This window comes from Frateuria sp. (assembly GCF_035944355.1).
In the GTDB taxonomy this organism is placed as follows: Bacteria; Pseudomonadota; Gammaproteobacteria; order Xanthomonadales; family Rhodanobacteraceae; genus Frateuria_A.
In genome coordinates this window covers 279598-304734 of record NZ_DASZBH010000016.1, presented here as the reverse complement: position 1 = coordinate 304734, position 25137 = coordinate 279598, and the positions used below count along the sequence as shown (strand labels likewise).

23 protein-coding genes and 1 tRNA gene are annotated in these 25137 nt (G+C 68.9%); 5 read left to right on the top strand and 19 right to left on the bottom strand.

Going from position 1 to position 25137, the window contains the following annotated elements:
* Nucleotides 1-3: 3 nt before the first annotated feature.
* The 10 genes from VGU03_RS14350 to gspE form a co-directional block, all read right to left on the bottom strand.
* The gene (locus tag VGU03_RS14350; RefSeq protein WP_327481657.1) at nucleotides 4-837 is read right to left on the bottom strand and encodes a hypothetical protein; all 834 of its coding nucleotides are present in this window, start codon (nucleotides 835-837) and stop codon (nucleotides 4-6) included.
* Complete coding sequence (gspM, locus tag VGU03_RS14345; RefSeq protein ID WP_327481655.1) at nucleotides 834-1487, bottom strand: type II secretion system protein GspM; 654 nt, start codon at nucleotides 1485-1487, stop codon at nucleotides 834-836. Before gspM ends, VGU03_RS14350 begins: the two co-directional genes overlap by 4 nt.
* Nucleotides 1484-2650: a PilN domain-containing protein gene (locus tag VGU03_RS14340; RefSeq protein ID WP_327481653.1), complete on the bottom strand. Its 1167-nt coding sequence runs from the start codon at nucleotides 2648-2650 to the stop codon at nucleotides 1484-1486. The genes gspM and VGU03_RS14340 overlap by 4 nt, the downstream gene beginning before the upstream one ends.
* Complete coding sequence (locus tag VGU03_RS14335; RefSeq protein ID WP_327481651.1) at nucleotides 2647-3501, bottom strand: type II secretion system protein GspK; 855 nt, start codon at nucleotides 3499-3501, stop codon at nucleotides 2647-2649. Before VGU03_RS14335 ends, VGU03_RS14340 begins: the two co-directional genes overlap by 4 nt.
* A complete protein-coding gene (locus VGU03_RS14330; protein WP_327481649.1) occupies nucleotides 3498-4178 on the bottom strand; it encodes a type II secretion system protein GspJ in 681 nt (226 codons plus the stop codon). The genes VGU03_RS14335 and VGU03_RS14330 overlap by 4 nt, the downstream gene beginning before the upstream one ends.
* Nucleotides 4175-4711, bottom strand: a complete 537-nt coding sequence (locus tag VGU03_RS14325; protein ID WP_327481647.1) for a prepilin-type N-terminal cleavage/methylation domain-containing protein — start codon at nucleotides 4709-4711, stop codon at nucleotides 4175-4177. The genes VGU03_RS14330 and VGU03_RS14325 overlap by 4 nt, the downstream gene beginning before the upstream one ends.
* Nucleotides 4712-4770: 59 nt before the next feature.
* On the bottom strand, nucleotides 4771-5262 hold the full coding sequence (locus VGU03_RS14320; RefSeq protein WP_327482122.1) for a GspH/FimT family pseudopilin: 492 nt from the start codon (nucleotides 5260-5262) through the stop codon (nucleotides 4771-4773).
* Nucleotides 5263-5348: 86 nt separating this feature from the next.
* On the bottom strand, nucleotides 5349-5831 hold the full coding sequence (gene gspG / locus VGU03_RS14315) for a type II secretion system major pseudopilin GspG (RefSeq protein WP_327481646.1): 483 nt from the start codon (nucleotides 5829-5831) through the stop codon (nucleotides 5349-5351).
* Between the two features lie 41 nt (nucleotides 5832-5872).
* Entirely contained in the window at nucleotides 5873-7090 is a 1218-nt protein-coding gene (gspF, locus tag VGU03_RS14310) for a type II secretion system inner membrane protein GspF (protein ID WP_327481644.1), read from the bottom strand.
* Between the two features lie 162 nt (nucleotides 7091-7252).
* A complete protein-coding gene (gene gspE / locus VGU03_RS14305) occupies nucleotides 7253-8983 on the bottom strand; it encodes a type II secretion system ATPase GspE (protein ID WP_327481642.1) in 1731 nt (576 codons plus the stop codon).
* Between the two features lie 336 nt (nucleotides 8984-9319).
* Between gspE and VGU03_RS14300 the strand changes: the two genes are divergently transcribed.
* Entirely contained in the window at nucleotides 9320-10105 is a 786-nt protein-coding gene (locus VGU03_RS14300) for a TatD family hydrolase (RefSeq protein ID WP_327481640.1), read from the top strand.
* A gap of 547 nt (nucleotides 10106-10652) precedes the next feature.
* Here the strand turns inward: VGU03_RS14300 and VGU03_RS14295 are convergent.
* From VGU03_RS14295 to VGU03_RS14270, 6 genes are all read right to left on the bottom strand, one after another.
* Nucleotides 10653-11186 carry a pseudouridine synthase gene (locus tag VGU03_RS14295; protein ID WP_327481638.1) on the bottom strand — a complete coding sequence of 178 codons (534 nt, stop codon included), beginning with the start codon at nucleotides 11184-11186 and terminating at the stop codon, nucleotides 10653-10655.
* 5 nt (nucleotides 11187-11191) lie between these two features.
* The gene (locus VGU03_RS14290; RefSeq protein ID WP_327481636.1) at nucleotides 11192-12070 is read right to left on the bottom strand and encodes a methyltransferase; all 879 of its coding nucleotides are present in this window, start codon (nucleotides 12068-12070) and stop codon (nucleotides 11192-11194) included.
* Between the two features lie 42 nt (nucleotides 12071-12112).
* Nucleotides 12113-12775 carry an NYN domain-containing protein gene (locus VGU03_RS14285; RefSeq protein ID WP_327481634.1) on the bottom strand — a complete coding sequence of 221 codons (663 nt, stop codon included), beginning with the start codon at nucleotides 12773-12775 and terminating at the stop codon, nucleotides 12113-12115.
* An 89-nt stretch (nucleotides 12776-12864) separates the two neighbouring features.
* Nucleotides 12865-13977 (bottom strand): S-(hydroxymethyl)glutathione dehydrogenase/class III alcohol dehydrogenase, encoded by a 1113-nt coding sequence (locus VGU03_RS14280; protein ID WP_327481632.1) that lies wholly within the window; start codon nucleotides 13975-13977, stop codon nucleotides 12865-12867.
* 79 nt (nucleotides 13978-14056) lie between these two features.
* Nucleotides 14057-14971 (bottom strand): LysR substrate-binding domain-containing protein, encoded by a 915-nt coding sequence (locus VGU03_RS14275; protein WP_327481630.1) that lies wholly within the window; start codon nucleotides 14969-14971, stop codon nucleotides 14057-14059.
* A gap of 14 nt (nucleotides 14972-14985) precedes the next feature.
* Complete coding sequence (locus VGU03_RS14270; RefSeq protein ID WP_327481628.1) at nucleotides 14986-17151, bottom strand: beta-glucosidase family protein; 2166 nt, start codon at nucleotides 17149-17151, stop codon at nucleotides 14986-14988.
* 260 nt (nucleotides 17152-17411) lie between these two features.
* Here VGU03_RS14270 and VGU03_RS14265 point away from each other — a divergent pair, with 260 nt between their 5' ends.
* The gene (locus tag VGU03_RS14265) at nucleotides 17412-17585 is read left to right on the top strand and encodes a hypothetical protein (protein ID WP_327481626.1); all 174 of its coding nucleotides are present in this window, start codon (nucleotides 17412-17414) and stop codon (nucleotides 17583-17585) included.
* Between the two features lie 109 nt (nucleotides 17586-17694).
* On the top strand, nucleotides 17695-18645 hold the full coding sequence (locus VGU03_RS14260) for an aldo/keto reductase (protein ID WP_327481624.1): 951 nt from the start codon (nucleotides 17695-17697) through the stop codon (nucleotides 18643-18645).
* 4 nt (nucleotides 18646-18649) lie between these two features.
* On the opposite strand, the gene VGU03_RS14255 is transcribed toward VGU03_RS14260, so the two are convergent.
* The gene (locus VGU03_RS14255) at nucleotides 18650-19717 is read right to left on the bottom strand and encodes a TraB/GumN family protein (protein WP_327481622.1); all 1068 of its coding nucleotides are present in this window, start codon (nucleotides 19715-19717) and stop codon (nucleotides 18650-18652) included.
* 4 nt (nucleotides 19718-19721) lie between these two features.
* The gene (locus VGU03_RS14250; RefSeq protein ID WP_327481620.1) at nucleotides 19722-21956 is read right to left on the bottom strand and encodes an NADP-dependent isocitrate dehydrogenase; all 2235 of its coding nucleotides are present in this window, start codon (nucleotides 21954-21956) and stop codon (nucleotides 19722-19724) included.
* A gap of 1282 nt (nucleotides 21957-23238) precedes the next feature.
* Here VGU03_RS14250 and VGU03_RS14245 point away from each other — a divergent pair.
* Together VGU03_RS14245 and VGU03_RS14240 are read left to right on the top strand one after the other, a co-directional pair.
* Nucleotides 23239-24009 carry a hypothetical protein gene (locus VGU03_RS14245; RefSeq protein ID WP_327481618.1) on the top strand — a complete coding sequence of 257 codons (771 nt, stop codon included), beginning with the start codon at nucleotides 23239-23241 and terminating at the stop codon, nucleotides 24007-24009.
* Nucleotides 23913-24497 (top strand): RHS repeat-associated core domain-containing protein, encoded by a 585-nt coding sequence (locus VGU03_RS14240; protein WP_414655969.1) that lies wholly within the window; start codon nucleotides 23913-23915, stop codon nucleotides 24495-24497. Before VGU03_RS14245 ends, VGU03_RS14240 begins: the two co-directional genes overlap by 97 nt.
* 438 nt (nucleotides 24498-24935) lie before the next feature.
* On the opposite strand, the gene VGU03_RS14235 is transcribed toward VGU03_RS14240, so the two are convergent.
* Nucleotides 24936-25011: transfer RNA gene (locus VGU03_RS14235), tRNA-Ile, on the bottom strand.
* Nucleotides 25012-25137 lie beyond the last annotated feature (126 nt).

Here is a 25137-nt window from a genome sequence, read left to right as displayed (position 1 = left end):
GGTTCAGCGTTCTCCTTGATTTGCTTGCGCGGCGGCCTGTTCGGCGCGGCGCTTTTCGATGGCGGCCCTGAGCTGGCGCACGCGCGCGGCCTGGCGCTCGTCGTTGCTCACGTCCACGTTCGCTGGACCGCCGCGCAGGGCGGAGAGGGCGGCGCCGCCGGAGGGCGCTCCGCCTTCGCCTCCGCCGCCGCCGCTCTGCGGAGCGGCCGGGATGGCGCCGGGCTGATCTTCAGTCTTGGCCGGCTCCGGCTCGAGCGCGGGCCGCTGGCCGGAGCCCTCGGGCAGTTCATTGGGCACCGAGGAGGCCTCGGCCGGACGACCGGCCGGCTCCTGGCCGCCATGCGTCTGTTCGATCGGCGCGCCGACCGGCAGCTGCAGCTCGACGCGGCCGCTGGCGGAGTCGAACACCGCCGAACGCGGACGTACCTCGACCAGGGTCCAACTGCCGTCGGGCAGGCGGGTGCCTTCGCGCACGCGCAGTTCCTGGCCGTTCTCGCCCTCGCGCTTGTTGTGCAGCAGGGCCATGCGCAGGGTCGGCGTCACGATGATGCCGGTCAGCTGCATGTCGCCCAGCTGGCCGCCGCCGCTGGCGGCGTGCGCCACCGGCTTGCGGCCCGGATCGAACAGCGGCTGCTGCCACACCGGCGCATAGTGCTCCAGCGGCACCGGCGGCGGCAGCGTGGCGGCGTGCTGCGCCGGCAGCGGCGCGCTCGCACGCGGCGGCGCCCAGTGCACGCCGCGGCCGATGCCTGCGAGCAGAGCCAGGAACAGCACGCCCAGCAGCAGCACCGCCGCCGCCAGCGGCGCGGTGAGCCGGCGTTGCGCGGCGGCGTTCATGGCGCCTCCCCGTTGTCGGCGCCGTTGTCCGGTGCGGGCGGTGCGGCCACCGGGGTGCGCGCCGGACGCACGTAGCCGGAGAGCGTGAACTGCACCTCCAGCGACGGCTGGTTGCCCTGCTGCGCGGCGACCGGGTTGCGGTAGAGGCTCAAGTCGTCGACGAACAGGTACGGCGTGCCCTGCTCCAGCGCGTTGAGCACCGCCACCAGCGGTTCCATGTCGCAGCGCAGGCTGATGCTCACCGCCGCCTTGCGGTAGGGGCTGTTGTCGTCCTCCGGCGGATTGGGCAGCGGCATCTTCTGAGTGACCTCGCAGCCGCCGCCGGCGGTATGCGTGCCCACCGCGTCGACCACGCGCTGCATCAAGCCGGCCGAGGCGGCGTTGGGGTCGGCCTCGGGCAGGAACGCGGCGCTGGCCGCCTGGCCTGCGCCGAGCTCGGCGATGCGCCGCTGCAATTGCGGCTTCTCGGCGATCGCCGCGGCATAGCGGCTCTGCGTGTCGCGCAGCTCGGCCATCTGCGCATCGACCTGGCGCAGCGGCGCCACGAACCACCAGTGGATGAACAGGAAGTACACCAGCGCCAGCGCCAGCAGGAGCAGCAGCACGGCGGCGATGCGGCTGTCGCGCGGCTTGAGCACGAGCTGCCTCATGGCTGCGCCTCCGAGGCGGCGCGGGCCGGCGCGCCCTTGGCGGTCGTGCCGGCCTGGCGCAGCTGCGCGACCATGTAGAAGCGCTCCTTGCCGGTCTGCGGATCGGGCTGGATGCTGCCCTGGAAATTGGGGTCGCGCACGGTCTTCGAATCCTTCAGCGCGTCGATCAGCGCCGCCGCCTGCGGCGCCTGCCCCTGGAAGCCGACCTGGCCGCTGGGGTCCACGCTCAGCCGCTCCAGCCAGGCGCTCTGCGGCAACCGGCGGGTGAGGTCCAGCAGCAGGTCGAGCATGGTGACGCGGGTCTGCTTGCGCCTCACCAGGAAGCTCGCCGCGCCGGCGTTGTCCTGCAGCTCCTGGCGCAGCGCGCCGACCTGCTGCGCCTCGGCCTGCATGCCCTCGACCTGCGCCTGCATGGCGGCGAGCGCCTGGGTGCGGTTGCCCAGCCACTGCGCCAGCACCAGCACCAGCAGCAACACGGCGGCGGCGCCGAGGGCCAGGTTGAGCCGCTGGCGGGGGTTGGCGCGACGCGGCACCCGCGCCGGCGGCAGCAGGTTCACGCCGAGCCGACCGGCGCCTTGCGCCACGTCCACCGCGTCGACCCGGATGCCGGCGCCTTCCAGCTCGGCCAGCAGCGGGTCGAGCGCGTCGCGCGGCACCGCCACCAGTTCGGCGAAGAAACGACCCGCGGGCGCGGGCGTGTCCAGTTCGATCAGCGCGTAGTACACCTGCTCGACGCGGAAGGGCGTCTGCCGGTCCATCTCGAAGGCGCCCACCTGCTGCAGGTTGTCCGCTGCCGCGCGCGGCAGCAGCAGGCGCCGGCGCAGCGCCGCGGCGGCCGGCAGCAGCAGCGCCAGGCGCAGGTCCTCGCGATCGACCTCGCGGATGGCCGACGACAACGCGGCCTGTTCTATCGCCGCCTCGGTGCCGCGCGGCCATTGCGCGCGCAGCTCCGGCTCGCCTGCGCGGCGCAGTTCCCAGCGGCCGTCGGTCCGCTGCAGCAGGTACCACTGGGCGCCGCCGCCGAACAGCCTGCGCCAGGAGGCCGGCAGCAGCGCCGCCAGTTCACCGCCCCACCAGGCGAAGAAGCGCGGCAGCGGCGAGGCGCGCCAGCCACGGCGCAGGCGGTCCAGCTGCGGACGCAGCGATTGCGTTGCGGTCGTCATTCGCGGTCACCCTCCCGCCAGTGCAGCACCGCGTAGGGCTGCGCACCCGCACGCACGCCCTGCAGGCGCACGGTGGCATGCAGTACGGCGCGCGTGCCGTCGGCCATCGTGGCCTCCGAACGGATACTATGCGTCACCCCATTGCCGGCGAACAGGCCCGCCACGCCCGGACGGGTGGCCTGCCGCGCCGCGGTCACCTGCGCCACGCGCTCGGGCGTCATGCCGGGGATCGCCGCCAGCGCCAGCGACTGGGCGGTATTGGGATCGGGGCTCTCGCGACCGGACCAGATCGTGACCGCGCCGGCCACCGCGCGATAGAGCGCGGGGGTCATGCCCGCCACCTGCTGCAGTTCCTCGATGCTGAGGAAGGGCGAATGGCGCGGCTTGTACCCGTTGGCCGTATAGACGTCCAGGCCCACCTTCGTCCCGAGGTCGGCGCCACGCCAGTCGACCACCGCAGCGGCCAGCTTCTGCGCCGCGTCCGGGTTCACGCCGGCGGCGCGGAACAGCCCCTGCAGCACGATCGGCGAGGCGCTGTTCAAATCCACCTTGCCGCCTTCGTCGACCACGCTCACCCGCACCTTGGCGCCGGCGAAGGTGAAGATGTACGGCCGCCCGTCGGCCAGCCAGCGCTGCGGCAACCGGGTGTCCTGCAGGCCGTAGATCGCCCGCGCCAGGCCGGCCTCGGCGTCGTACTGCGCCTGCGTCTGGGCGAACTGGTAGCGCGCCTGCAGGCCTTCGGAGCGCGCCAGCATGGCGTAGCCGCCGAGCATGATCGCCAGCAGCGTGCAGGCCCAAAGCACCAGCAGCAAGGCGACGCCGCGCTGGGTACGGAGGCCGCGCGTGTTCACGGCCGGCTCCAGGCGAGCACCGGGCCTTCGCGCTCGAGCATCGCGAAGGCGCGCTGGTTGGCCGAAGCATCCACGCGCAGCGGCACGGTCAGCTGCGGCCAGTAGCCGGTGCCGGCCAGGCGCAGGTCGATGCGCACCAGCTGCGGCAGGCGATCGCCCTGCGGCCAGCTGGCGCTCCACGCACCCACGCGGCCCTGCGGGTCGGACCCGCGGTACTGGAAACCGCCGGCGCGCACGTCATCCAACAGCACCTGCGGGGGGCCGGCCGGCAGCGGCTGGCCGCCCGGCGGCAGCAACGCGAAGCGGACCTGCAGGCGCTGCCCGCCCTTGCCGTTGTCCACCAGCTCGAGCGTCTGCGCCTGCGGGCCGAGCTTGCCGAGGTAACCCGGCAGCGGCGCCACGAAGCTCATCGAGCGGGCATCGCCCTTGAAGAAGATCGGCTCGTCGTTATCGGGGTTCTTGGCCAGTTGCTGGGTCATCGCCTGGGCCAGTTCGCGGCGCAGGAAGTCCTGCGCCGAGCGCACCGCATCGAGGCGTTCCACCGCCGCACTGCCCGCGCGCACGCTGTGCGAGGCGGTGCGGATGCCCGAGTACACCCCGACCAGCAGCAGCGCCAACAGTGCCAGTGCGGCAAGCACTTCCATCAGGCTGAAGCCGCGGATGCGCGAGGTGCTCATGCCCCGTTCCCCGCCACCGGCTGCGGTCCACCCACGCGCAGCGTGCTGAAGCGCGCGCTGTAGTCGTGGCCGGCGCTGCTCCACAGCACGTCCAGGTCGAGCCGGTAGAGCTTCAGCGGCGAGGCTGGCGACTGCGGTTGCGGCCCGGCGACGGGCGCCGTCGGCGCGGGCTGGAAGGGCTCCACGTCCAGTTGCCAGCGATAGCGCGGGTCGAAACGGCCGCTGCTGCGGCCGGCGCGGATAGGCTCCAGCACGAAAGCGCTGTCCAGCAGGCTATGCGCCCACATCGCCGCCTGGCTGCGTTCGGCCGAGCGCGCGGTGAGGTTGAGCGAGCTGCCGGCCACGCGCATCAGCGAGGCGAAGGTGATCGCCAGCAGCAGCACCGCGGCGATGACTTCGAGCAGGCTGAAGCCGCGGGGGCGCTGGGTGCGCGGGGTGCGGGGAACGGATGTTTGGAACGGGGAACGGGGAACGGGGAACGGGGAACGTGCGGCTTTGCCGTGCAGACCCCGCTTCCGGTCACGAACAGGCACGGAGCGGCGGGCCTCAGCGGCCCGCACGTTCCCCGTTCCCCGTTCCCCGTTCCCCGTTCTCACGAGGTCACCACGCTCACCGCCCCGGTGAGCCAGGCCACGTTGACCTGCCAGCGGCGCGCGCCACGCTGCAGGAGGATGTGGCCGCCGGTGGAACTGCCATCGGGGAAGAAGCGGATGCGGCCGGTGTGGCGGTCGGGCTGGTCCTCGCGCGCGCTGGTGATGGACAGGCGCATGCCCTTGGGCAGCGCCACCGGCTTGCCGCCGGCGGCGCGGTAGCTGGCGGCCCGGGTGTCCACGTCGAAGGTCTGATCCTGGCCCTTGACGATGGCCTGCGCGCGCGTGGCGCGCAGCGCGGCCGCGAGCTCGATGCTGGCCGCACGCACGCGCGCGCTGGCCAGGCCCTGGCTCACCGATACCGACACCGCCGCCGCGGCGATGCCGATCAGCAGGATCACGGCGAGCATTTCGAGGAGGGTGAAGCCATGGGCGCGCGTTGCGCGCCGGGAACGGCGAACGGGGAACGGGGAACATGCGGGTCCGCCGTGCAGGCCCCGCTTCCGGCCACGAACAGGCACGGAGCGGCGGGCCTCTGAGGCCAGCACGTTCCCCGTTCCCCATTCCCCGTTCCCTGCCTTCATTGCCAGTTCCCGACATCCTTGTCGTAGCCGTCGCCGCCGGGCTGGCCGTCCCGGCCGTAGAAGATCAGGTCGAAGCTGCCGTGTTCACCGGGGTACTTGTAGCCGAAGGCATGGCCCCAGGGATCGACCAGGTCGGAGGGCTTGGCATACGGCCCCTGCCAGTTCGGCGCGTTGGCCGGCTTGGCCACCAGGTCCTTCAGCTGCGCGGGCGGCGAGCCGTTGTCCAGCGCGTAGTTCTCGATCTTCTGGCTGAGCGTGGTCAGCTGGGCCTTGCCGGCGCCGTACTTGCCCTTGTCCACGTTCTTGCCGACCTGGGTCACCACCACCGCGCCGATGATGCCGATCAGCACGATCACGGCGAGCATCTCCAGCAGGGTGAAGCCCTTGGCGCGCGGCGAGCGCTGGACGCGCGGGGAACGGCGAATCGGGAACGGGAAAAGCGCAGCCCTGCCGCAGCATGGACGTTCCCCGTTCCCCATCCCCCGTTCCCTTGTCTGATAAATCATAGGTCTCTCCAACGTCACTGAATGTTCGAGGTCAGGCTCAGGAGCGGCAGCAGGATCGCCGCCATGATGATCGCCACCAGCATCGTCATCACGATGGTCAGCGCCGGCACCAGCGCGGCGAGCAGGCGGTCGATCGCGCGCTTGGATTCGATGTCGAAGGTGTCGGCGACCTTGAGCAGCATGCTGTCCAGCTGCCCGGCCTCCTCGCCCACCTGCACCATCTGCAGGGCCAGCCGCGGGAAGCGCTGCGAGCGCGCCAGCGCGGCGCTCAGGCCCCCGCCTCCCTTGACCTGCTCGGCGGCCTGCGCCAGCGCATCGTCCAGCGCGGTGTTGCCGGTGACCTGGCGGGCGATCCCCAGCGCCGCGAGCAGCGGCACGCCGTTCCTGAGCAACGTGCCCAGCGTACGCGCGATGCGTGCGGTCTCGACCTTCAGCAGCAGCGGCCCGACCACGCGCAAGGTCAGCAGCCTCGCGTGCCAGGCCATGCGCTGGGCCGGGTCGCGCAGGCGGGCGCGCCACACCAGCGTCCCGCCCACCAGTACCAGCAGCATCAACCACCACCACGATTGCAGCACACTGCCGATGAACAGCACCGCCCGCGTGATCCACGGGATCGGCACCTGCATGTCCTCGAAGATCGGCACGAACTGCGGCACCACGTAGGCCAGCAGCAGCACCAGCGAGCCGAGCACGCCGACCAGCAGGAAGGCCGGGTAGATCAGCGCGTTGATGATCGAACCGCGCAGCTGCTGCGCGCGCTCCAGGTAGTCGGCCAGGCGGCGCAGCGTGTCCTCCAGCGAACCGCCCGCCTCGCCCGCGCGCACCAGCGAGACGTACAGCTTGGGAAACACGCCGTGCTCCTCGTCCAGCGCCTGCGACAGCGTGGTGCCGCCGCGCACGCGGTCGCGCACGCGTTCGACCAGGCGTTTGGCGCGCTCGCCCTCGGGCAGCTCCAGCAGGATGCCCAGCGCGCGGTCCAGCGGCTGGCCGGCGCCGAGCAGGGTCGCCAGCTGGTGGGTGAACTGCGCCAGCTGGTCGCCGGTGAACGGCCCGCGCTTGAACAGCGCGGCGAGCGCCGAGCCCTCGCCGATCGCGTCGGCGGGCCGCGCTTCCAGCGGCGTGTGGCCCTGGTCCTGCAGGCGGCCGATCGCCTCCTCCAGGCTCGGCGCCTCGATCTGCCCCTCGAGCGCCTCGCCGGCGGCGCTGATGGCGCGGTAGCGGAACTGGGTCATGGCTTCGCAGCGGGGAACGGGGAACAGGGAACGGGGAACGGTCGGTACGCGGCGAAGCCGGCGCGTCGCGCTCTGCAGGCAGCCTGCAGAGCGCCGACGGTGAGCACGGGTGACGGGCATGTTCCCCGTTCCCCGTTCCCCGTTCCCACGCCCGCCAGGGCGCTAGCCCTCCTGCGTGACACGCAGCACCTCCTCCAGCGTGGTCACGCCGGCGACGGCCTTGGCGATGCCATCCTCGTACATGGTGCGCATGCCTTCGGCACGGGCCTGCCGCTCGATCTCGCTGGCGTCGGCGCGCTGCATCACCAGCCGGCGCAGCGGCTCGCTCATCACCAGGAACTCGACGATGGCGCGGCGGCCGCGGTAGCCGGTGGGGTTGGCGGCGCTGCCGCCAGGTTTCCACAGGCGGATCGGGCGCTCGTCGGTGTACTTGTCCAGTTCGAATTCGGCGATCACCTCGGGCGTGGGCTCGTAGGGGATCGCCGTTTCCGGGTCGAGCCGGCGCACCAGGCGCTGGGCCAGGATCGCGTTGACGGTCGAGCCGAGCAGGTAGTCCTCCACGCCCATGTCCAGCAAGCGCGTGACGCCGCCGGCGGCCGAGTTGGTGTGCAGGGTGGAGAGCACCAGGTGGCCGGTGAGCGCGGACTGGATCGCGATGCGGCAGGTCTCCAGGTCGCGCATCTCGCCGATCATGATCACGTCCGGGTCCTGGCGCATGATCGAGCGCAAGGCGTTGGCGAAATCCAGCCCGATCTGCGGCTTGACCTGGATCTGGTTGATGCCCTCGAGCTGATACTCGACCGGGTCCTCGACGGTGATGATCTTGACGTCCGGCGTATTGATCCGCGACAGCGCCGTATAGAGCGTGGTGGTCTTGCCCGAACCGGTGGGGCCGGTCACCAGCAGGATGCCGTTGGGCCGCTCCAGCACCTCGACGAAGCGCTTCTCGAACTCGGGCGTGAAGCCGAGCGAGGCGAAGTCGAACACCACCGACTCGCGGTCGAGGATGCGCATCACCACCGACTCGCCGTAGGCGGTCGGCACGGTCGACACGCGCAGGTCCAGCTCCTTGCCCTGCACGCGCAGCTGGATGCGCCCGTCCTGCGGCAGCCGGCGCTCGGCGATGTTGAGCTTGGCCATGATCTTGACGCGGCTGATCACCGCCGCGGTGGACGAGGACGGCGGCGCCTCGACCTCGTGCAGCACGCCATCGATGCGGTAGCGCACCTTCAGGCGGTTTTCGAACGGCTCGATGTGCACGTCGGAGGCGCGCTGCTCCACCGCGCGCTGCAGGATCAGGTTGACCAGGCGGATCACCGGCGCCTCGGAAGCCAGGTCGCGCAGGTGCTCGACGTCGTCCTCCTCGCTTGCTTCGCCGCCCAGGTTCTCCACGATCGTGCCCATGGCCGAGCGGCCACTGCCGTAGTAGCGCTCGATCAGGTCGTCGATCTCCGAGCGCAGGCCGATGCGCAGCGCCACCGGCCGGCCGGCGGCCAGCTCGACGGCCTGCAGCGGATAGGGATCGGCCGGATCGGCCACCACCAGCGCCAGATCGTCCTCGCCCTCGCGCACCGGCACCACGTGCTGCTGCTTGAGGAAGCGCAGGGACAGCTCCGGCTCGGCCGGCGGCATTTCCGGGGCATCGCGCGCGACGAGCAGCGGCACGCCGAGCAGTTCGGACCAGGCCTCGGCCAGGTCGCGCTCGGACACCAGCCCCAGCCGCGCCATCAGCGCGGTCAGGGTGCCCTCCGGCGCCTCCTCGTGGAGGCGGCGCGCGCGATGGAGGTCGCTGTCCTTGAGGTTGCCGCGCGACACCAGGAGTGCGCAGACAGCCGCTTCGCGGTCGTCCACGGTGAGCGCCCAGGTAGCCGCCGGCGTTGGAACTGCCGACATGCAGTGTCTCCCGCCAGTCACGCCAACCCGTCAACACCCCCTGCGTCGACGAGAAAACCCATTGGTAGCACATCCCGCGGCCCGGGCGCGAGCACGGGGGCGGGAGGCCGCGGAAGGTCGGACTACCATCCCGCCGCCGAGTTCAGCGAAACGTGAAGCGGCCGGCATGTAGCGGTGCTGGCCGCTGCGGCCGCATCCAGCGCCGTCGTACCGGCGGTCGCGGCGGCACCTATCGGCATCATGGTGGTCGCGCCGGCGGCGGCGGAGTCCGCCAACGAACCGATGGCTTGCCAAACCGGGCCGCTTTGCAACAATGCCCGCTTTTGCGGGCCGGCCATGCAGCTGATCGACATCGGCGCCAACCTCACCCACGAGTCCTTCGGGCACGACTTCGCACAAGTCCTTGCACGGGCCGCGGAGCAGGGCGTCACGCGGATGGTGGTGACCGGCGCCTCGCGCGAGGGCAGCGAGGAGGCGCTGGCGCTGGCGCAGGAACGCCCGGGCGTGCTGTGGGCCACGGCGGGCGTGCATCCGCACCACGCGATCGACTACGACGAGGCCACCGACGCGCGCCTGCGCGAACTGGCCCTGCTGCCGCAGGTGCGCGCCGTGGGCGAGACCGGGCTGGACTACCACCGCAACTATTCCCCGCGCGAAGTGCAGCTTCGCGTATTCGAGCAGCAGCTCCTGATCGCCGCGCAGATGGGCAAGCCGCTGTTCCTGCACCAGCGCGACGCGCACGCGGATTTCTTCGCCCTGCTCAGGCGCTACCGCGACCGCGTACCGGCGGCGGTGGTGCACTGCTTCACCGACACCCGCGAGGCGCTGCACGACTACCTGGCGCTGGATTGCCACATCGGCATCACCGGCTGGATCTGCGACGAGCGCCGCGGCACGCACCTGAAGCAGTTCGTGCGCGAGATCCCCGCCGACCGCCTGCTGCTGGAAACCGATGCCCCCTACCTGCTGCCGCGCACCGTACGCCCGCAGCCGAGCCACCGGCGCAACGAGCCGATGTACCTGAAGCACATCTGCGAGGAAGTCGCGCGCGACCGCGGCGAACCCGCCGAAGTGACCGCGGCAAACAGCACGGCGGCGGCGACGGCGTTCTTCGGGCTATAGCGCACCCCCTATCCGCGTTGCCGAATCGCGCCACGTACAGATTGCTAAAGCCGATCCCTCCCAACCTCCCGCATGCCTCTCCCGCCTCAGCTCCCGAGCGCCCGCGGTAAAGCGGCTGCAGCTCCTCTAAGAGCGAGAGATTCGCCCGACAAGGCGAAAAGGCGCCTAGCTCTTATCCCTCCCCGGGCTGAGCCAGGCCGTTTCTTTGGTTACTTTCTTTACTCCGGGCATCCTGCCCTTCGCCCTTCGGGCCAGCTTCGCTGTTCGCCCGCGCTCCGGGCGCGGGCGTGGGCCAGCAAAGAAAGTGACCCGAGCGCCGAAGGCGATCGGATGCTCTGGAGCGACAGAGTGCTCGCCGGTATCCCCGCAAGCCCCGACCCCTCACCCCAACCCTCTCCCCGGAGGGGAGAGGGAGCTGCAGGCGGACTCAAGGAGGGATCAGGCGATGCGGCCAACGCGGGTGAAGAACGGCCAGCGCACCTTGCGCACCCGGTCTGGACCGCCCCAGGCTTGCGCCTCGCTCCGGGCCCGCACACACCCGCCCGCGCTAGAGCAGGCGACGGGTCTGGCCGGGAGGCAGGCCGTCCAGGGCATAGTCGCCCACCCGCACGCGGATCAGCCGCAGGGTGGGAAAACCGACCGCCGCCGTCATCCGCCGCACCTGGCGGTTGCGCCCCTCGCGCAGGGTGACGCTGGCCCAGCTGGTGGGAATGGCCTTGCGGAACCGCACCGGCGGATCGCGCGGCCACAGCCAGTCCGGTTCGGCCGCGTGCTCGGCGCCGGCCGGCAGCGTCGGCCCGTCGTTGAGCACGACGCCCCGGCGCAGGGCGGCCAGCGCTTCGTCGGTGATCGCACCGTCCACCTGCACCAGGTAGGTCTTGGGCAGCTTGTGCTTCGGATCGGTCAGCCGGTGCGCCAGGCCGCCCTCGTCGGTGAGCAGCAACAGGCCTTCGCTGTCGTGGTCCAGCCGCCCCGCCGGATAGACGTCCTTTTCGCCCACGTAGCCGGCCAGCGTGGGACGGCTGCCGTCGCCGGAGAACTGGCAGAGCACCCCGTAGGGCTTGTTGAGCGCGATCAGCACGGGCCCTACGGCGCCGATCCCGCGTGCGCCGGCGCGGCCGGCTTGACGAAGCGCAGGGTCATGCGGTCGGACTCGCCGATCGCCTGGTAGTCGGCCTTGTCCTGATTTCCCAGCGCGAACGTCGGCGGCAGCGTCCACACGCCCTTGGGATGGTCGTGGTCGTCCTTGGGATTGGCGTTGATCTCGCTGCTGCCGTCCAGCACGAAGCCGGCGTCGGTCGCCAGCTTGACGACGTAGTCCACCGGCAGGTAGCCGCTGCTCTTGACCTGCTCGAACGTGGCGCCCTGGTCGGCGCGATGGTCGACCACGCCGAGCACGCCGCCGGGCTTGAGCACGGCGAAGAAGGCCTTGAACATCGCCGGCGCGTTGCCGGCCATCGCCCAGTTGTGCACGTTGCGAAAGGTCAGCACGCGATCGGCCGAGGCCGGCGGACCGAGCACCGGCGCCTTCGGATCGAAGGCGACGATCGCGGCATGGTCGAACTGCGCCGGGTGCGCGGCGAAGAGCCTGCGCAGCGCGTCGTCGTCGTTGCGCGCCTCCGCACCGGCGGTCGGGTGGGTTTCGGCCGCGACGTAGCGGCCGTTGTCGCGCAGCAGCGGCGCGAGGATCTCCGCATACCAGCCGCCGGCGGGGGTGATCTCGATCAGCGTCTGGTCCGGGCGCACCTCGAAGAATTCCAGCGTGGCCTTCGGGTGCCGGTAGACGTCGCGCGCGCGGTGGGCGGCCGACCGCCAGTCGCCGGCGATCACCTGGTCCAGTTGGGCCGCGGTGTAGTCGCTGGCGCTGGTCGGCGGCACCAGGGCGTCGGCGGGCTGGTCCTGCGCCCGGGCCGGGCCGGCCAGCAGGGCGGCGGTGCAGAAGGCTGAAAGCAGCAGCGTCTTCATGGTGATCTCCGTATGGGCCGCGCGTGGGAAACGCTTGGAATTTCAGAAAGGGCGCGGGCAGACCGACTGCAGGCCGTCGATGTGCTCGTGCAGGTCCGGGGCGATACCCTGCCACATCGGATCGAGTATGAAGTCGATTCCTTCTTGGCGGGCGAGCTTGGCCGCGGGAATGAAATCGGCATCGCCGGCGACCAGCACGATCTGATCGACCAGCCGCTTGTAGGCCAGCGCCGCGATGTCGATGCCGATCTTCATGTCGACCTGGGTCTGGCGCATGTCCGGCTCGAAATGCTCGTCGCCCAGGTCCGCCCATGCCAGCGTGCCCTCGCGCAGCTGCTGGTAGGCGTGGAACCTGAGCTTCCACTCGCCGCGCTCGGCCAGCCGGCCCAGCCTGAGCGCCAGCTTGCGCTGCCGGCGCAGCTGGTCGTGCAGTTCGCGGCGGAACGCGGCTGCGCCCGTGCGCGAGAAGTCGACCGCCTCGCCGCTGAGCGGGCGCACCAGCACCTTCTCCAGCGGCGGGCAGTCATAGAAGAAGATGCGGTAGAGCGCCTCCCGCGGTCGGTCCAGCGCTTTCAGGTGCTCCAGCGCCATGCCGAACGCGGTCTTGGCCACCGTGCGCGCGTCGCTGGCGTCGCGCTCGCCCCACACCTTGCGGTAACGGGCAAGAAAAAAGGCGCCGTCGACCAGGATGGCGGTGCGTTGCATGGAATTCCTTCAGGGTGCCGGAAGCGCGCGCATTCTAGCGGAGGGCCGCGTCCCTATCCTTCCCCCGCGGACGCGGGGGAAGGATAGGATCAATAGCGGATCACCGAGCGGATGACCGTGCCCGCGTGCATCGCGTCGAACGCTTCGTTGATGCGCTCCAGCGGCAGCTCCTGGCTGACCATCTCGTCGATGCGGATCTCGCCGGCCAGGTAACGCTCCACGTAGCCGGGCAGCTGCGAACGGCCCTTGACGCCGCCGAACGCCGAGCCGCGCCACACGCGCCCGGTGACCAGCTGGAACGGCCGCGTGCGGATCTCCTGCCCCGCGCCGGCCACGCCGATGATGATCGACTCGCCCCAGCCCTTGTGGCAGCACTCCAGCGCCGAGCGCATCACTTCCACGTTGCCGATGCACTCGAACGAATAGTCCACGCCGCCGCCGGTGAGCTCGACGATCACCTGCTGGATGGGCGTGTCCGGATGGTCCTTCGGGTTGACGAAGTCGGTGGCGCCGAGCAGGCGCGCCATGTCGAACTTGGACGGGTTGGTGTCGACCACCACGATGCGCCCGGCCTTGGCCATCACCGCGCCCTGCACTACCGACAGGCCGATGCCGCCCAGCCCGAATACCGCCACGCTGGCGCCCGGCTCGACCTTCGCCGTGTTGAGCACCGCGCCGATGCCGGTGGTGATGCCGCAGCCGAGCAGGCAGACCTTTTCCAGCGGCGCGGCCTTGTCGATCTTCGCCAGCGCGATCTCCGGCAGCACGGTGTACTCGCTGAAGGTGCTGGTGCCCATGTAGTGGCGGATCGCCCTGCCGTCCTTGGAAAAACGCGAGGTGCCGTCGGGCATCAGGCCCTGGCCCTGGGTGGCGCGGATGCGCTGGCACAGGTTGGTCTTGCCCGAGCGGCAGAATTCGCAGGTGCCGCACTCGGGCGTGTACAGCGGGATGACGTGGTCGCCCACCGCCAGCGTGGCCACGCCCTCGCCGACCTCCTCGACGATGCCGCCGCCCTCGTGGCCCAGGATCGCCGGGAACAGGCCTTCCGGATCGGCGCCCGAAAGGGTGAAGGCGTCGGTGTGGCAGACGCCGGTGGCGACGATGCGCACCAGCACCTCGCCGGCCTTGGGACCGGCCACGTCCACTTCCTCGATCGACAGCGGCTTGCCTGCTTCCCAGGCGACGGCGGCACGGGATTTCATGGGGCGGCTCCAGCGGGTGAGGGCAAACGCCGATCATGCCGCGCGGCCGCCGCGGAAGAAACCGCCGGCCCGCGCGGCATCAGGCGCTGGCCGCTTCGCCCTCGCGCAAGCGCGGCATCTGCGTGCAGTAGGCGTCGGCCTCGGCGAGCAGCCAGTCGCGGAACACCTGCAGGCCGCGATGTTCCTGCGAGCGCGGCGGATACACCAGCCAGTAGGCTTCGCGCACGGACATGTAGCGCTCGCCCAGCACCACCAGCCGGCCGGCGTCGATCAGCGAGCGCGAGGTGACCATCCGCCCCAGCGCCACGCCAAGGCCTTCCAGTGCTGCATGGCGCAGCGCGTCGGTGCTGTCGAAGTGCGCCACGTAGCGCTTCGGCGGCTCGCCGCCGAAGTGCGCGAACCAGTCGTTCCAGCGGTTGCCCGGGTCGCCCAGCAGCGGCCATGCGGCCAGCTCCTGCGGGTCGGCCGCGCCCATGCGCGCGACCAGCTCGAGCGTGGCGACCGGCGCCAGCCATTCGCCGAACAGTCGCTCGCTGCGCAGGCCGTCCCACTGGCCGCGGCCGTAGCGCAGCGCCACGTCGACCGGCTCGCGCTCGAAGTCCACCAGCGTGGAGCTCGATTGCAGGTTCAATTCCAGCTCCGGGTGCGCCGCGACGAAATCCGGCAGACGCGGCACCAGCCAGCTGGACATGATCCCCGAGCTCGCGCTCAGGGTGAGCGAGTCGTGCCGGCGCTCGCGGTAGCGCGCGAGGGCGTGGTCGATGCCGTCGAAGTGCCCGCCCACCGCCTCGAGCAGGCTGCAGCCTTCGGTTGTGAGCGTCACCCCGCGCGGCCCGCGCTCGAACAGGCGGCGACCGAGCCGATCCTCCAGCTGGCGCACCTGGTGGCTCAGCGCGCTGACGGTGAGGTGGGCCTGCGCCGCGGCGCGCGAAAGATTGCCCAGACGCGCGACGCGCACGAACTGCTGCAGCAGGCCCAGCGGGATCTGGCTCATCGGGCGCTCCGGCGCTACAGGCGGCGTTCGGACAACTGCACGTAGTGCGGCGCCGAAAGCTCGGTGGCCGAGCGGCCGGCGTAGACCGCGTAGCGGCCCGCGTGGATCACCCAGCGCCGCGTCACCGTGTCGAAATCGGCCAGCAGGCGCGGCTCCAGCTCGATGCTCACCTCGCGCGCCTGCCCCGGCGCCAGCGCCACCTTGCCGAAGCCGGCCAGACGGCGGACCGGCGAGCCGGGCACCTGCACGTAGATCTGCACCACGTCCGCGCCGGCGCGCTTGCCCGTATTGCGCACGGTCACGCGCGCGCGCGGCCGGCCGTCGCGCACCTCCACCGCCGGCTCGCCGTGGGCGAAGCGGGTGTAGGAAAGGCCGAAGCCGAACGGGAACAGCGGCTCGCGGTGCGTGCGCTGGAACCAGCGGTAGCCGACGTCGGCGCCTTCGATGCCGTAGTCGACGCTGGTCGCCGCGGCCATGCCGGCCGTGGCGCCCGGCAACTGCGGTCGCGGCAACTGGTCCAGTGCGCGCGGCCAGGTGATCGGCAGCCGGCCGGACGGATCGACCTTGCCGAACAGCAGGTTCGCGATGGCCGGGCCGCCGGCGCTGCCCGGATACCAGGCCTGCAGCACGGCGCCCACGCGATCGAGCCACGGCATCGCCACCGGGCTGTTGGTCTCGAGCACCACCACCGTATGCGGATTGGCCCGGGCGACCGCATCCACCAGCGCATCCTGGTTCCCGGGCAGCTTGAGGTCGGCCGCGTCGAACGACTCGGCCGCCCACTGCGTGACGAACACCACCGCAACCTGCGCCTGCGCGGCCAGCGCGGCGGCCGCGGCCACGTCGTCGCCGCTGGCGAAGCCCACCTTCGCTCCGCTGGCGAGCGCCTGGACCGCGGCCAGCGGCGCGGACGGATCGAACGTCACCGGCCCCGGCCAGGTCGCCGGCTTCAGGCCCGGCACCGCATTGCCGCCGTATGGCGTCACCATCGAGGAGCCGCCGCCGGCCATCACGCCCTTGTCGACATGGCCGCCGATCACGGCGATCGACTTCAGTTCGCTTGCCAGCGGCAGCAACGCCTCCTGGTTGCGCAGCAGCACCGCGCCGGCCTCCAGCGCGTGCTGCGCCACCGCCAGGTGGGCCTGCTGGTCGATCGGCCCCGGCTGCGGCGGATGGTCCATCAGGCCCACCGCGAACATGCTGCGCAGGATGCGCAGGGCCATGTCGTCCAGCCGCGCCTGGCTCACCTCGCCGCGCGCGACCGCCTGCTCCAGCGGCTTGCCGAAGTAGACCTCCTTGTCGAACGCCTCGGCGGCCGATTCCTGGTCGAGCCCGGCATTGGCGGCCTTCGCCGCGCTGTGCACCGCGCCCCAGTCGGACATCACGTAGCCGGGATAGGCCCAGTCATGCTTGAGCACCTGCTCGAGCAGGAAGCGGTTCTCGCAGGCCCAGTCGCCGTTGACCTTGTTGTAGGAACACATCACCGCGCCGGGCTTGCCGCGCTCGATCGCCAGTTCGAAGGCGAGCAGGTCGGACTCGCGCATGGCCTTCTCGTCGATGCGTGCGTCGATGGTGTTGCGCGCGGTTTCCTGGTCGTTGAGCGCGTAGTGCTTGACGGTGGCGAGCACGTGCTGGTCCTGGATGCCGCGCACCGCGGCGCCGACCATCGTGCCGGCCAGCAGCGGGTCCTCGCCCGCGTACTCGAAATTGCGGCCGTTGCGCGGCTCGCGCTCGAGATCCATGCCGCCGGCCAGCAGCACGTTGAAACCCTTGCGCCAGGCCTCGTCGCCGATCATCGCGCCGCCGGCATAGGCCACCTGCGGGTCCCAACTGGCCGCGGTGGCAAGGCCCGCAGGCAGCGAGGTGGCGCCGTCGCCCGGGCGCACGTTGATCGGGTTGGCCACGCCCAGGCCGGCGTCGCTCAATTGCTGCGCGGGGATGCCCAGCCGCGGTATGCCGGCGACATAGCCGGCCGAGCCGAGCGCGCCGGCCGGCTTGGCCAGGCCATGCGCCGCGTCGGGCTCGCCGAACGCGCTGCGGATGAGCTGGAACTTTTCCGCCTCCGTCATCCGGGCGAGCAGGGCATGCGCACGGGCGTCGGGCGAGGCGGACGGGCCGGCCGGCGAGGGCGACGCCGCGGCGGCGGCGGTGGCCATCGCATCCAGGGTGAACAGGCCCATGAGAGACAGGCAAAGAAACAGGCCCAAAAGAAACGGGCTCGGGGTGAAAGAGGCGCGGCGCGGCGCCCTCCAGCGGATGCCTTTCATCGGTGCTCCTCCTTGCCAGGCAGGCGGCCTGCCGCAGCGCGGCGGCAGCCCGGTTCAACGCCCTCACCCTTGAATTCCGGTCAAGGCTGACTTGCGAATATATCGCTTTTTGGCCCCTCGCCCGCGGCGTACCTTGAGCGCACCCCAAAGCAACAACCCCATCGGACTTCCCCATGAAACCGCTCTGGAAGCAGTTGCTGTACCTGCACGGCCACACCCTGCCGACCACCGAACTGCGCTGGCGCGAAGACGCGCCGGCAACGCGCGGCCGCCGTGCGCCCGCCGCCAAGCCGGTAGCGCCGATGCTGCGCTGGCGCGCGGTGGTGCGCGCCGCGCTGATCGGCTAGTCCCACAGTCCACGGCGTTGCCTGGCGGGTCGCGCGCACCAGGCAACGCTTGATTCCCTGCGGGCGCCGCTCCATCTGCATAAGGATCCCCGCTGCGACAGGAATCACCATGCAACTGCGTCCGCTCGGCCGCTCGCCGCTCTCCATCGCCCCGCTCGCCTTCGGCGGCAACGTGTTCGGCTGGAGCGTGGACGAACCGCGCGCCTTCGAACTGCTCGACGCCTTCGTCGATGCCGGCTTCAACCTCGTCGATACGGCGGACGTCTATCCGGCGTGGGTGCCGGGCAACCGGGGCGGCGAGTCAGAGACGATCATCGGCCGGTGGCTCAAGGCCAGCGGCAAGCGCGACAAGGTGGTGATCGCCACCAAGGTGGCCAAGTGGGCCGAGCAGCCGGGCCTGTCGCCGGTCAACATCCAGCAGGCGGTGGAAGGCTCGCTCAGGCGCCTGCAGATCGATTGCATCGACCTCTACCAGGCCCACGAGGACGACGCCTCGGTGCCGCTGGCCGAGACGCTGGGCGCGTTCGGACGGCTGATCGAGCAGGGCAAGGTGCGCGCGATCGGCGCCTCCAATTACACCGCCGACCGCTTCGCCGAGGCGCTGCGGGTGTCGGCCGAGCACGGCCTGCCGCGCTACGAGTCATTGCAACCCGAATACAACCTGCTGCGTCGGGCCGGCTACGAGCGCGAGCTGGAGCCGCTGGTGCGTCGAGAGCAGGTCGGCGTGATCAGCTACTACGCGCTGGCCAGCGGCTTCCTCTCCGGCAAGTACCGCAGCGAGGCGGATCTGGCCAAGAGCAGCGCACGCGGCGGCGCGGCCAGGCGCTTCCTCAACCCGCAAGGCTTGCGCGTGCTCGCCGCGCTGGACGGGGTCGCCGCTGCGCACCACGCCACGCCCGCGCAGGTGGCGCTGGCCTGGCTGATCGCCCGCCCCGGCCTCACCGCGCCGATCGCCAGCGCCACCCGCGTGGAGCAGTTGCACGAGCTGCTGGGTGCGGTGCGGCTCTCGCTGGCGCCGGACGAGATCGCGCAGCTGGACATGGCCAGCGCGGAAGCCTGAGCCTTCAGCCGCCGGATGCGGGCTTGGCGGGTGAGGCTTCGCCCGCCTCCGGCCCTGCGTCGTCTGGCGCCTCGATCGTGTCGCCGTCCGCCCGCAGCGCCTGCAGGTAGGGGCCCGGCCGCAGCAACTCGTCGATCGGCAGCAGGGCGAAGGTCTGCTGGTGGGTGATGAGCGCCTCGCGTGCGGCGGCGACCCAGGTGGCGACGACTTTCGCCGGCACGTCGGCCATGCCCAGCTGGCGGGCGAACCCGGCCGCCGAGAGCGCCTGCACGCAGGCATCGCGCGCCTGGCTGTCGGGCATGCCCCGCAGCGCCTCGACGTCGCCGACGGCCCAGGCATCGGCGCGCGCGCTCATCGCCGGCAGGTCGTGCTCGACACTGTCGAGCGTGCGCGCGAAGCACTCCACGTCCTGCGGCCCGGCCTTGCGGAAGGCCTTGAGCGCGTCGCGCGGATGCTCGATCACCACCTTGTAGTCGGCGTGTATGCGCGGCACGCCGTGCTGTTCGGCCAGCGCATCGACCGCCTTGCGCACGCCCGCATCGCCGGTCAGGCCGTAGGCGTTGCGTGCGCGCTTTTCCAGTTCCATCGCGGCGAACATGGGCCGCCAGCGCTCGATGCCGTTGTCATGGCCGATGAAGCGCGCCTTGAGCGCCAGCCAGCGCTGGTACAGCGGCGCGGGCAGCACCTCTTGCAGGCGCCGGCCATCCTCGTTCTTGCGCGCCGCATAGGCCGAGGGCAGCAGGAACAGCTTGGCGAAGAACCCCGCCTTGACCTCGAATTCGGCGTGCGGCGGCTCGAGCAGCTCCTGCGAGCCGGCGATCGCGGCGGCCACGTCGTCCGAGCGCCACTGCACCTGGGCAGGCATCGCCGGCACCAGGCCCAGCACCCACATCACGTGACCGCCGCGGCTGATCTTCCACAGGCCCGGCCCGGGCTGCACGCCGCTGACCGAGACCGTCGGCAGGTCCACCGCGTTCACGGTGGACGCAGCGGCCGGCGCCGACTGCGCGTGCAACGGCGCGCCGCCGGCCAGCGCCAGCATCCACCCCAGCGCCAGCCGGTGGCCCCGCATGGCGCTACTTGCCCAGCTTGGCGAGCGCGGCGTTGAAGCTCGCACTGGGCCGCATCGCGGCGCCGGTGCGCGCAAGGTCCGGGTGGTAGTAGCCGCCGATGTCCACGCGCTTGCCCTGCGCACCGTTCAACTCGGCCACGATGGTCGCTTCGTCGTCGGCCAGCGCCTTGGCCAGCGGCGCGAAGGTGGCCGCAAGCTGCGCGTCCTCGTCCTGCGCGGCCAGCGCCTGCGCCCAGTACAGCGCCAGGTAGAAGTGGCTGCCGCGGTTGTCCAGCTCCCCGACCTTGCGCGCGGGCGACTTGTTGTTGTCCAGGATCTTGCCGTTGGCCTGGTCCAGCGCCTTGGCCAGCACGGCGGCGCGCCGGTTGCCGTAGCGCTCGGCCAGGTGCTCGAAAGAGGCGGCCAGCGCGAGGAACTCGCCCAGCGAGTCCCAGCGCAGGTAGTCCTCTTCCAGGAACTGCTGCACGTGCTTGGGCGCCGAGCCGCCGGCGCCGGTCTCGAACAGGCCGCCGCCGGCCATCAGCGGCACGATCGAAAGCATCTTGGCGCTGGTGCCCAGCTCCATGATCGGGAAGAGATCCGTGAGGTAGTCGCGCAGCACGTTGCCGGTCACCGAGATCGTGTCCTGGCCCTTGCGGATGCGCGAAAGCGAGAAGGCCATCGCCTCGACCGGCGGCAGGATGCGGATATCCAGGCCCGCGGTGTCGTGCTCCTTGAGGTAACGCTCGACCTTGGCGATCAGCTGCGCATCGTGCGCGCGCGCAGGATCCAGCCAGAACACGGCAGGCGTGGAGCTCAGGCGCGCGCGGGTGACGGCGAGCTTGACCCAGTCGCGGATCGCCGCGTCGCGGGTGTTGCACATGCGCCAGATGTCGCCGGCCTCGACCGCGTGCTCGAACAGCGTGCGGCCATCCTGGTCGGTCACGCGCACCGTGCCGGCGGAGGCGGCCTGGAAGGTCTTGTCGTGCGAGCCGTACTCCTCGGCCTTCTGCGCCATCAGGCCCACGTTGGGCACCGAGCCCATGGTGGCTGGGTCGAACGCGCCGTGTGCCTTGCAGTCCTCGATCACCGCCTGGTAGATGCCGGCGTAGCAGCGGTCGGGAATCAGCGCCGCGGTGTCCTGCAGCTGGCCCTGCGCGTTCCACATTTTCCCGGAGTCGCGGATCATCGCCGGCATCGAGGCGTCGACGATCACGTCGGAGGGCACGTGCAGGTTGGTGATGCCCTTGTCCGAGTTGACCATTGCCACCGCGGGGCGCTTGGCGTACTCGGCCTGGATGTCCGCCTTGATCGCCGCCTGCTTGTCTTCCGGCAGCTGGGCCAGGCGCGCGTAGAGGTCGCCGATGCCGTTGTTGGCGTCGAAGCCGATCTGCCTGAGCTCGGCCGCGTGCTTGCCGAGCACGTCCTTGTAGAACTCGCCCACCACCACGCCGAACATGATCGGGTCGGAGACCTTCATCATGGTGGCCTTCAGATGCAGCGAGAACAGCACGCCGTCGGCCTTGGCCCGCGCGATCTCGGCGTCGACGAAACGCGCCAGCGCGGCTCGGCTCATGACCGCGGCGTCGACGATCTCGCCCGCCTGCACGGCGACCGTTTCCTTGAGCACGGTGGCGGTGCCGTCCTTCGCGAGCAGTTCGATCTTCAGGCTGCCAGCCTTGTCCATCGTCGCCGACTGCTCGCTGCCGTAGAAGTCGCCGCCGTCCATGTGCGCCACGCGCGTCTTCGAGTCGGCGCTCCACGGGCCCATCTTGTGCGGATGCTTGCGCGCGTAGTTCTTCACCGAGAGCGGCGCGCGGCGATCCGAATTGCCCTCGCGCAGCACCGGGTTGACCGCGCTGCCCTTGACCTTGTCGTAGCGCGCCTTGACGTTGTACTTCTCCACGTCGCCGTGCGGCTCGTCCGGGTAGTCCGGCAGCGCGTAGCCTTGCGCCTGCAGCTCCTTGATGGCGGCCTTGAGCTGCGGCACCGAGGCGCTGATGTTGGGCAGCTTGATGATATTGGCCTCGGGCGTGGTGGCCAGCTGGCCGAGCTCGGCCAGGTCGTCGGCGATCTTCTGGTCGTCCTTCAGGTACTCGGGAAACTGCGACAGGATGCGCCCGGCCAGCGAGATGTCGCGCGTCTGAACCTCGATGCCCGCCGTATGCGCGAACGCCTGCACGATCGGCAGCAGCGACTGGGTCGCGAGGAAGGGCGCTTCGTCGGTCAGCGTGTAGATGATCTTCGGGCTATCGGACACTTCAGGACCTCTCGCAGGCGTGGAGCCGCGCCGCTCCAGGCGACCGGCGGGAACGGACAAGAGCGATGCGCGGCGTGCTGCTCGCGAACGCATAGCTGGACCGTAACGTCAAATTATAACGTGGCCAGCGTGGGGCCGTAGGAGAAAGTGGGCCTGCCAAGCGAGGCCCTGCAACACCTGCTTGGTGTGCCGACAGGCGCAAGCACCACGACAGCTGCATGAGTGCGCGCCCCCCGGTTGCGCTGCCACCACCCATTGGGTCGCCAGAAGCGGATACGAGGTGGACTGGTCTAGCGACGAGGACACTTGTGTGTGGTCGACCAGCCCCTGTCTCTGAGGCAATTTCAAACCCACAAACAGGTGTTGCTCCTATACCTCCTCATGGCAAGGGCGGCCGGAGCGTGTCCGCGCATCTTCCAAATGGAGTTATTGGCGATCCATGACCCGCCGGGTCTCTGCAGGCGAGCGAAGAGATTTGCGTAAAAACTAGTTCTAAAAGCGAAATTTCTTGCGTAGTTGCCTTTAAGCCAAAGGCATTGGTAGTGTCAACACCGCATCGCTCGCGTGCAACGCGTGAGCCTCATAGGGGACAAGGCATGACTTCGCAAGGATCGCGGCTGGGTAAGTTGCGTTTTGGTTGGATGGCGGGTTCGGTCCAGACAACCCTGCTCTGCGGAATTGCATTCAGCTCCGCGCTTTGGTCGCCGCAGGTCGCCGCGGTCAAAAATGTTCCAGAAGTCAAGAAACTTCCCACCATTCAAGTAACTGTAGACCTACCCCCCACTACTGGCGTTACCTCAACGCAAAATTCTGAGGGCGTCCACGATAACAGCGGCGTTCCAGACACGGGGGTGGCTGGGGACACAGGGCCTAGCGATGGCAATGGTGGTGCTCCGCTTACGCAGAACAACAACAAATCGCCGACAAATAAAGAGCCCAGAGATAGAAGTGGATGCTCGAATTTCGGAGCCAGGCCCATTGTCCTGAACAGCGGCACGAAAGTTGAAACATATCCGGTCTTTGCCCTGCCAGGGGAAATGGGTTAAGTCTCGTCCTTTACTACAATTCGGCGCTGAAAATCCCTCAGTCGCAATCGAATCCCTACTGGTCAACCAATCTGCAATACACCCTCAATGCAGCTCATTGCTTTATCAGCAAGCAGACCGGGGAGCCGATATGCAGCGCGCTGATCTATCTACGCCCTGATGGGTCAGAAATAACCTTCAACGGCGCCCCGCAGGGCGGGCCTTATACAGAAAATGGCGGCGGTGGATTGGCTACATTGTCGTACGACAGTGCGTCGTCAACGTACACCCTTCACGATGAAGACGCGACAACCAAGGTTTTTGACGTAAACGGCGATCTTAAGTCAATCACGAATTCTTCGGGTATCAGCTGGATCATTACCGAGTCATCGTCATCCAGCGGCATCACCGACACGGTCACGCACAGCAGCGGCAAGTCCTACTCCATTTTTTACGGAACGGCCGGTCCCATTACTGTGACCGATCCTGCGGGCAACGCTTATACGTTACAAGAAACGGGAAGCGGCAATTTCCTTTCTATAACTTACCCGGGCACTCCGGCCACAACGGTTTCTTTCAAGTATTCACTATCGGTGTTGCCTAACCTCTTGACCGAGGTCGACTACAACGGCGCGCCCTATGACTACACCTCGTACGATTCGACGTCGACCGATCCTTATTATGGATGGGCGACAGGTAATTACCTGGCCGATAATTCCGAAAGTATTGCCGTCGTTTACGGCAAGGACGCCGCTGGCAACGTGCAGACCACGGTCACCAATGCGCTCGGTCATCGTTCGGTCCTGACTTACGATGGCACCGACGGTTCGGGTGGTGCTTATAACGGTCAGCTGTCTCAGGTGAGCGACGATGCCGTATCCACCTGTGGGGCGACCAACCATAGCCGGACTTACGATGCCAATGGCAACCTATCGCAGACGATGCAGAGACAGCAACGTGGAATAACGGCTTCCGAGACTACAACACACAACTGGGGCGGTACTTGGAAAGTGACCTCTCGGGTTTAGGCGGTGGTATCAATACCTACACTTACGTAAGAAATGATCCGCTAATGCTTTTCGATCCGTTAGGCCTATGCGACGAGCAGAAATGTGCCGCCGCCAAAGCTGAATTGGTACAACTAGGGCAACAGCTGTCCTCGCTAGGATCAACAACCTCGCAGATCGGTGTTGGAATTATCGCTGTGGATGCCGTAGCTGAATTTTTCGCGCCAGAAGGATTTGAGGTCGAAGTGCCGATTGATGCGTCTGCCGCCAGACTAATTGAGTTTGGTGGCAACTTGTCAACATTCGGAGATACGGTAAAGGGATATGCTCGCGGAGGAGCGGCAGGGCTTAGAGCATTGGTTATGGGGGGGCTAGTAGACAAAATCAGCGCCGGAGCCGTAGGTAAAGGTTTTGCGGATTTGGGAATGGCTCAAAGAGCGGCTGCTAGCTCGCTTCTTGGTCAAGTGTCAAGTGCGACTTTAGAAGAAGAGGCCGCCTGTGAACACTGACTTGCGAGATGCGGGCATATTTCTGTTCGCAGCCGCGTTCTTCGTTTACGATATGGTTAACGGCCTGAGGGTCGGTAATATACGATTACTATACATTCAAGTTAAAAGGAATGAGCACCCGATATTGTTCTGGTATGGAGTGGTGCTTTCCGTTGTTTTAATCGGGTCTTCATTAGCATTGTTTATATACTATCTACATCGTGGCAGCTAGAAAGTGACTCTTAGGTTTTAAGCGGCCGTATCAACGATCCGCTGGGCCTGTTTTATCAAAAAAAATGTGCTGCCGCTCGCGCAGATGTTCATGCGCGCGCTGGGGCGGCATGACCTCGCGCAGGCGATCGATGACGCACTTCTAACTTGACTCCGCCCCCTCAAAAGCTGGCCATCGGGACGATTCCCTATGCTTTAACGCATAAGTTGTGCAGTCTGCACATAGGTTGGTGGGCCCACCAGGACTCGAACCTGGAACCAAGGGATTATGAGTCCCCTGCTCTAACCATTGAGCTATAGGCCCGACGCTGTGTGCCACGAAGGCAGGCGATGCATGGTAGCGGTCAGGTGGCCGGCCGCCAACGCTGCATCGATGCTGGCACACGAATGATCGGAAACGACGACGCCCGCGCAAGGCGGGCGTCGTCGG

Coding starts and splice junctions, on each gene's coding strand:
- VGU03_RS14300 (WP_327481640.1), top strand. CDS start 9,320: ATGCAGCTGATCGACATCGGCGCCAACCTCACCCACGAGTCCTTCGGG.
- VGU03_RS14260 (WP_327481624.1), top strand. CDS start 17,695: ATGCAACTGCGTCCGCTCGGCCGCTCGCCGCTCTCCATCGCCCCGCTC.
- VGU03_RS14270 (WP_327481628.1), bottom strand. CDS start 17,151: ATGGGCCTGTTCACCCTGGATGCGATGGCCACCGCCGCCGCCGCGGCG.
- VGU03_RS14255 (WP_327481622.1), bottom strand. CDS start 19,717: ATGCGGGGCCACCGGCTGGCGCTGGGGTGGATGCTGGCGCTGGCCGGC.
- VGU03_RS14275 (WP_327481630.1), bottom strand. CDS start 14,971: ATGAGCCAGATCCCGCTGGGCCTGCTGCAGCAGTTCGTGCGCGTCGCG.
- gspF (WP_327481644.1), bottom strand. CDS start 7,090: ATGACCCAGTTCCGCTACCGCGCCATCAGCGCCGCCGGCGAGGCGCTC.
- VGU03_RS14290 (WP_327481636.1), bottom strand. CDS start 12,070: ATGAAGACGCTGCTGCTTTCAGCCTTCTGCACCGCCGCCCTGCTGGCC.
- VGU03_RS14330 (WP_327481649.1), bottom strand. CDS start 4,178: ATGAGCACCTCGCGCATCCGCGGCTTCAGCCTGATGGAAGTGCTTGCC.
- gspE (WP_327481642.1), bottom strand. CDS start 8,983: ATGTCGGCAGTTCCAACGCCGGCGGCTACCTGGGCGCTCACCGTGGAC.
- VGU03_RS14280 (WP_327481632.1), bottom strand. CDS start 13,977: ATGAAATCCCGTGCCGCCGTCGCCTGGGAAGCAGGCAAGCCGCTGTCG.
- gspG (WP_327481646.1), bottom strand. CDS start 5,831: ATGGGGAACGGGGAACGTCCATGCTGCGGCAGGGCTGCGCTTTTCCCG.
- VGU03_RS14265 (WP_327481626.1), top strand. CDS start 17,412: ATGAAACCGCTCTGGAAGCAGTTGCTGTACCTGCACGGCCACACCCTG.
- VGU03_RS14285 (WP_327481634.1), bottom strand. CDS start 12,775: ATGCAACGCACCGCCATCCTGGTCGACGGCGCCTTTTTTCTTGCCCGT.
- VGU03_RS14340 (WP_327481653.1), bottom strand. CDS start 2,650: ATGACGACCGCAACGCAATCGCTGCGTCCGCAGCTGGACCGCCTGCGC.
- VGU03_RS14350 (WP_327481657.1), bottom strand. CDS start 837: ATGAACGCCGCCGCGCAACGCCGGCTCACCGCGCCGCTGGCGGCGGCG.
- gspM (WP_327481655.1), bottom strand. CDS start 1,487: ATGAGGCAGCTCGTGCTCAAGCCGCGCGACAGCCGCATCGCCGCCGTG.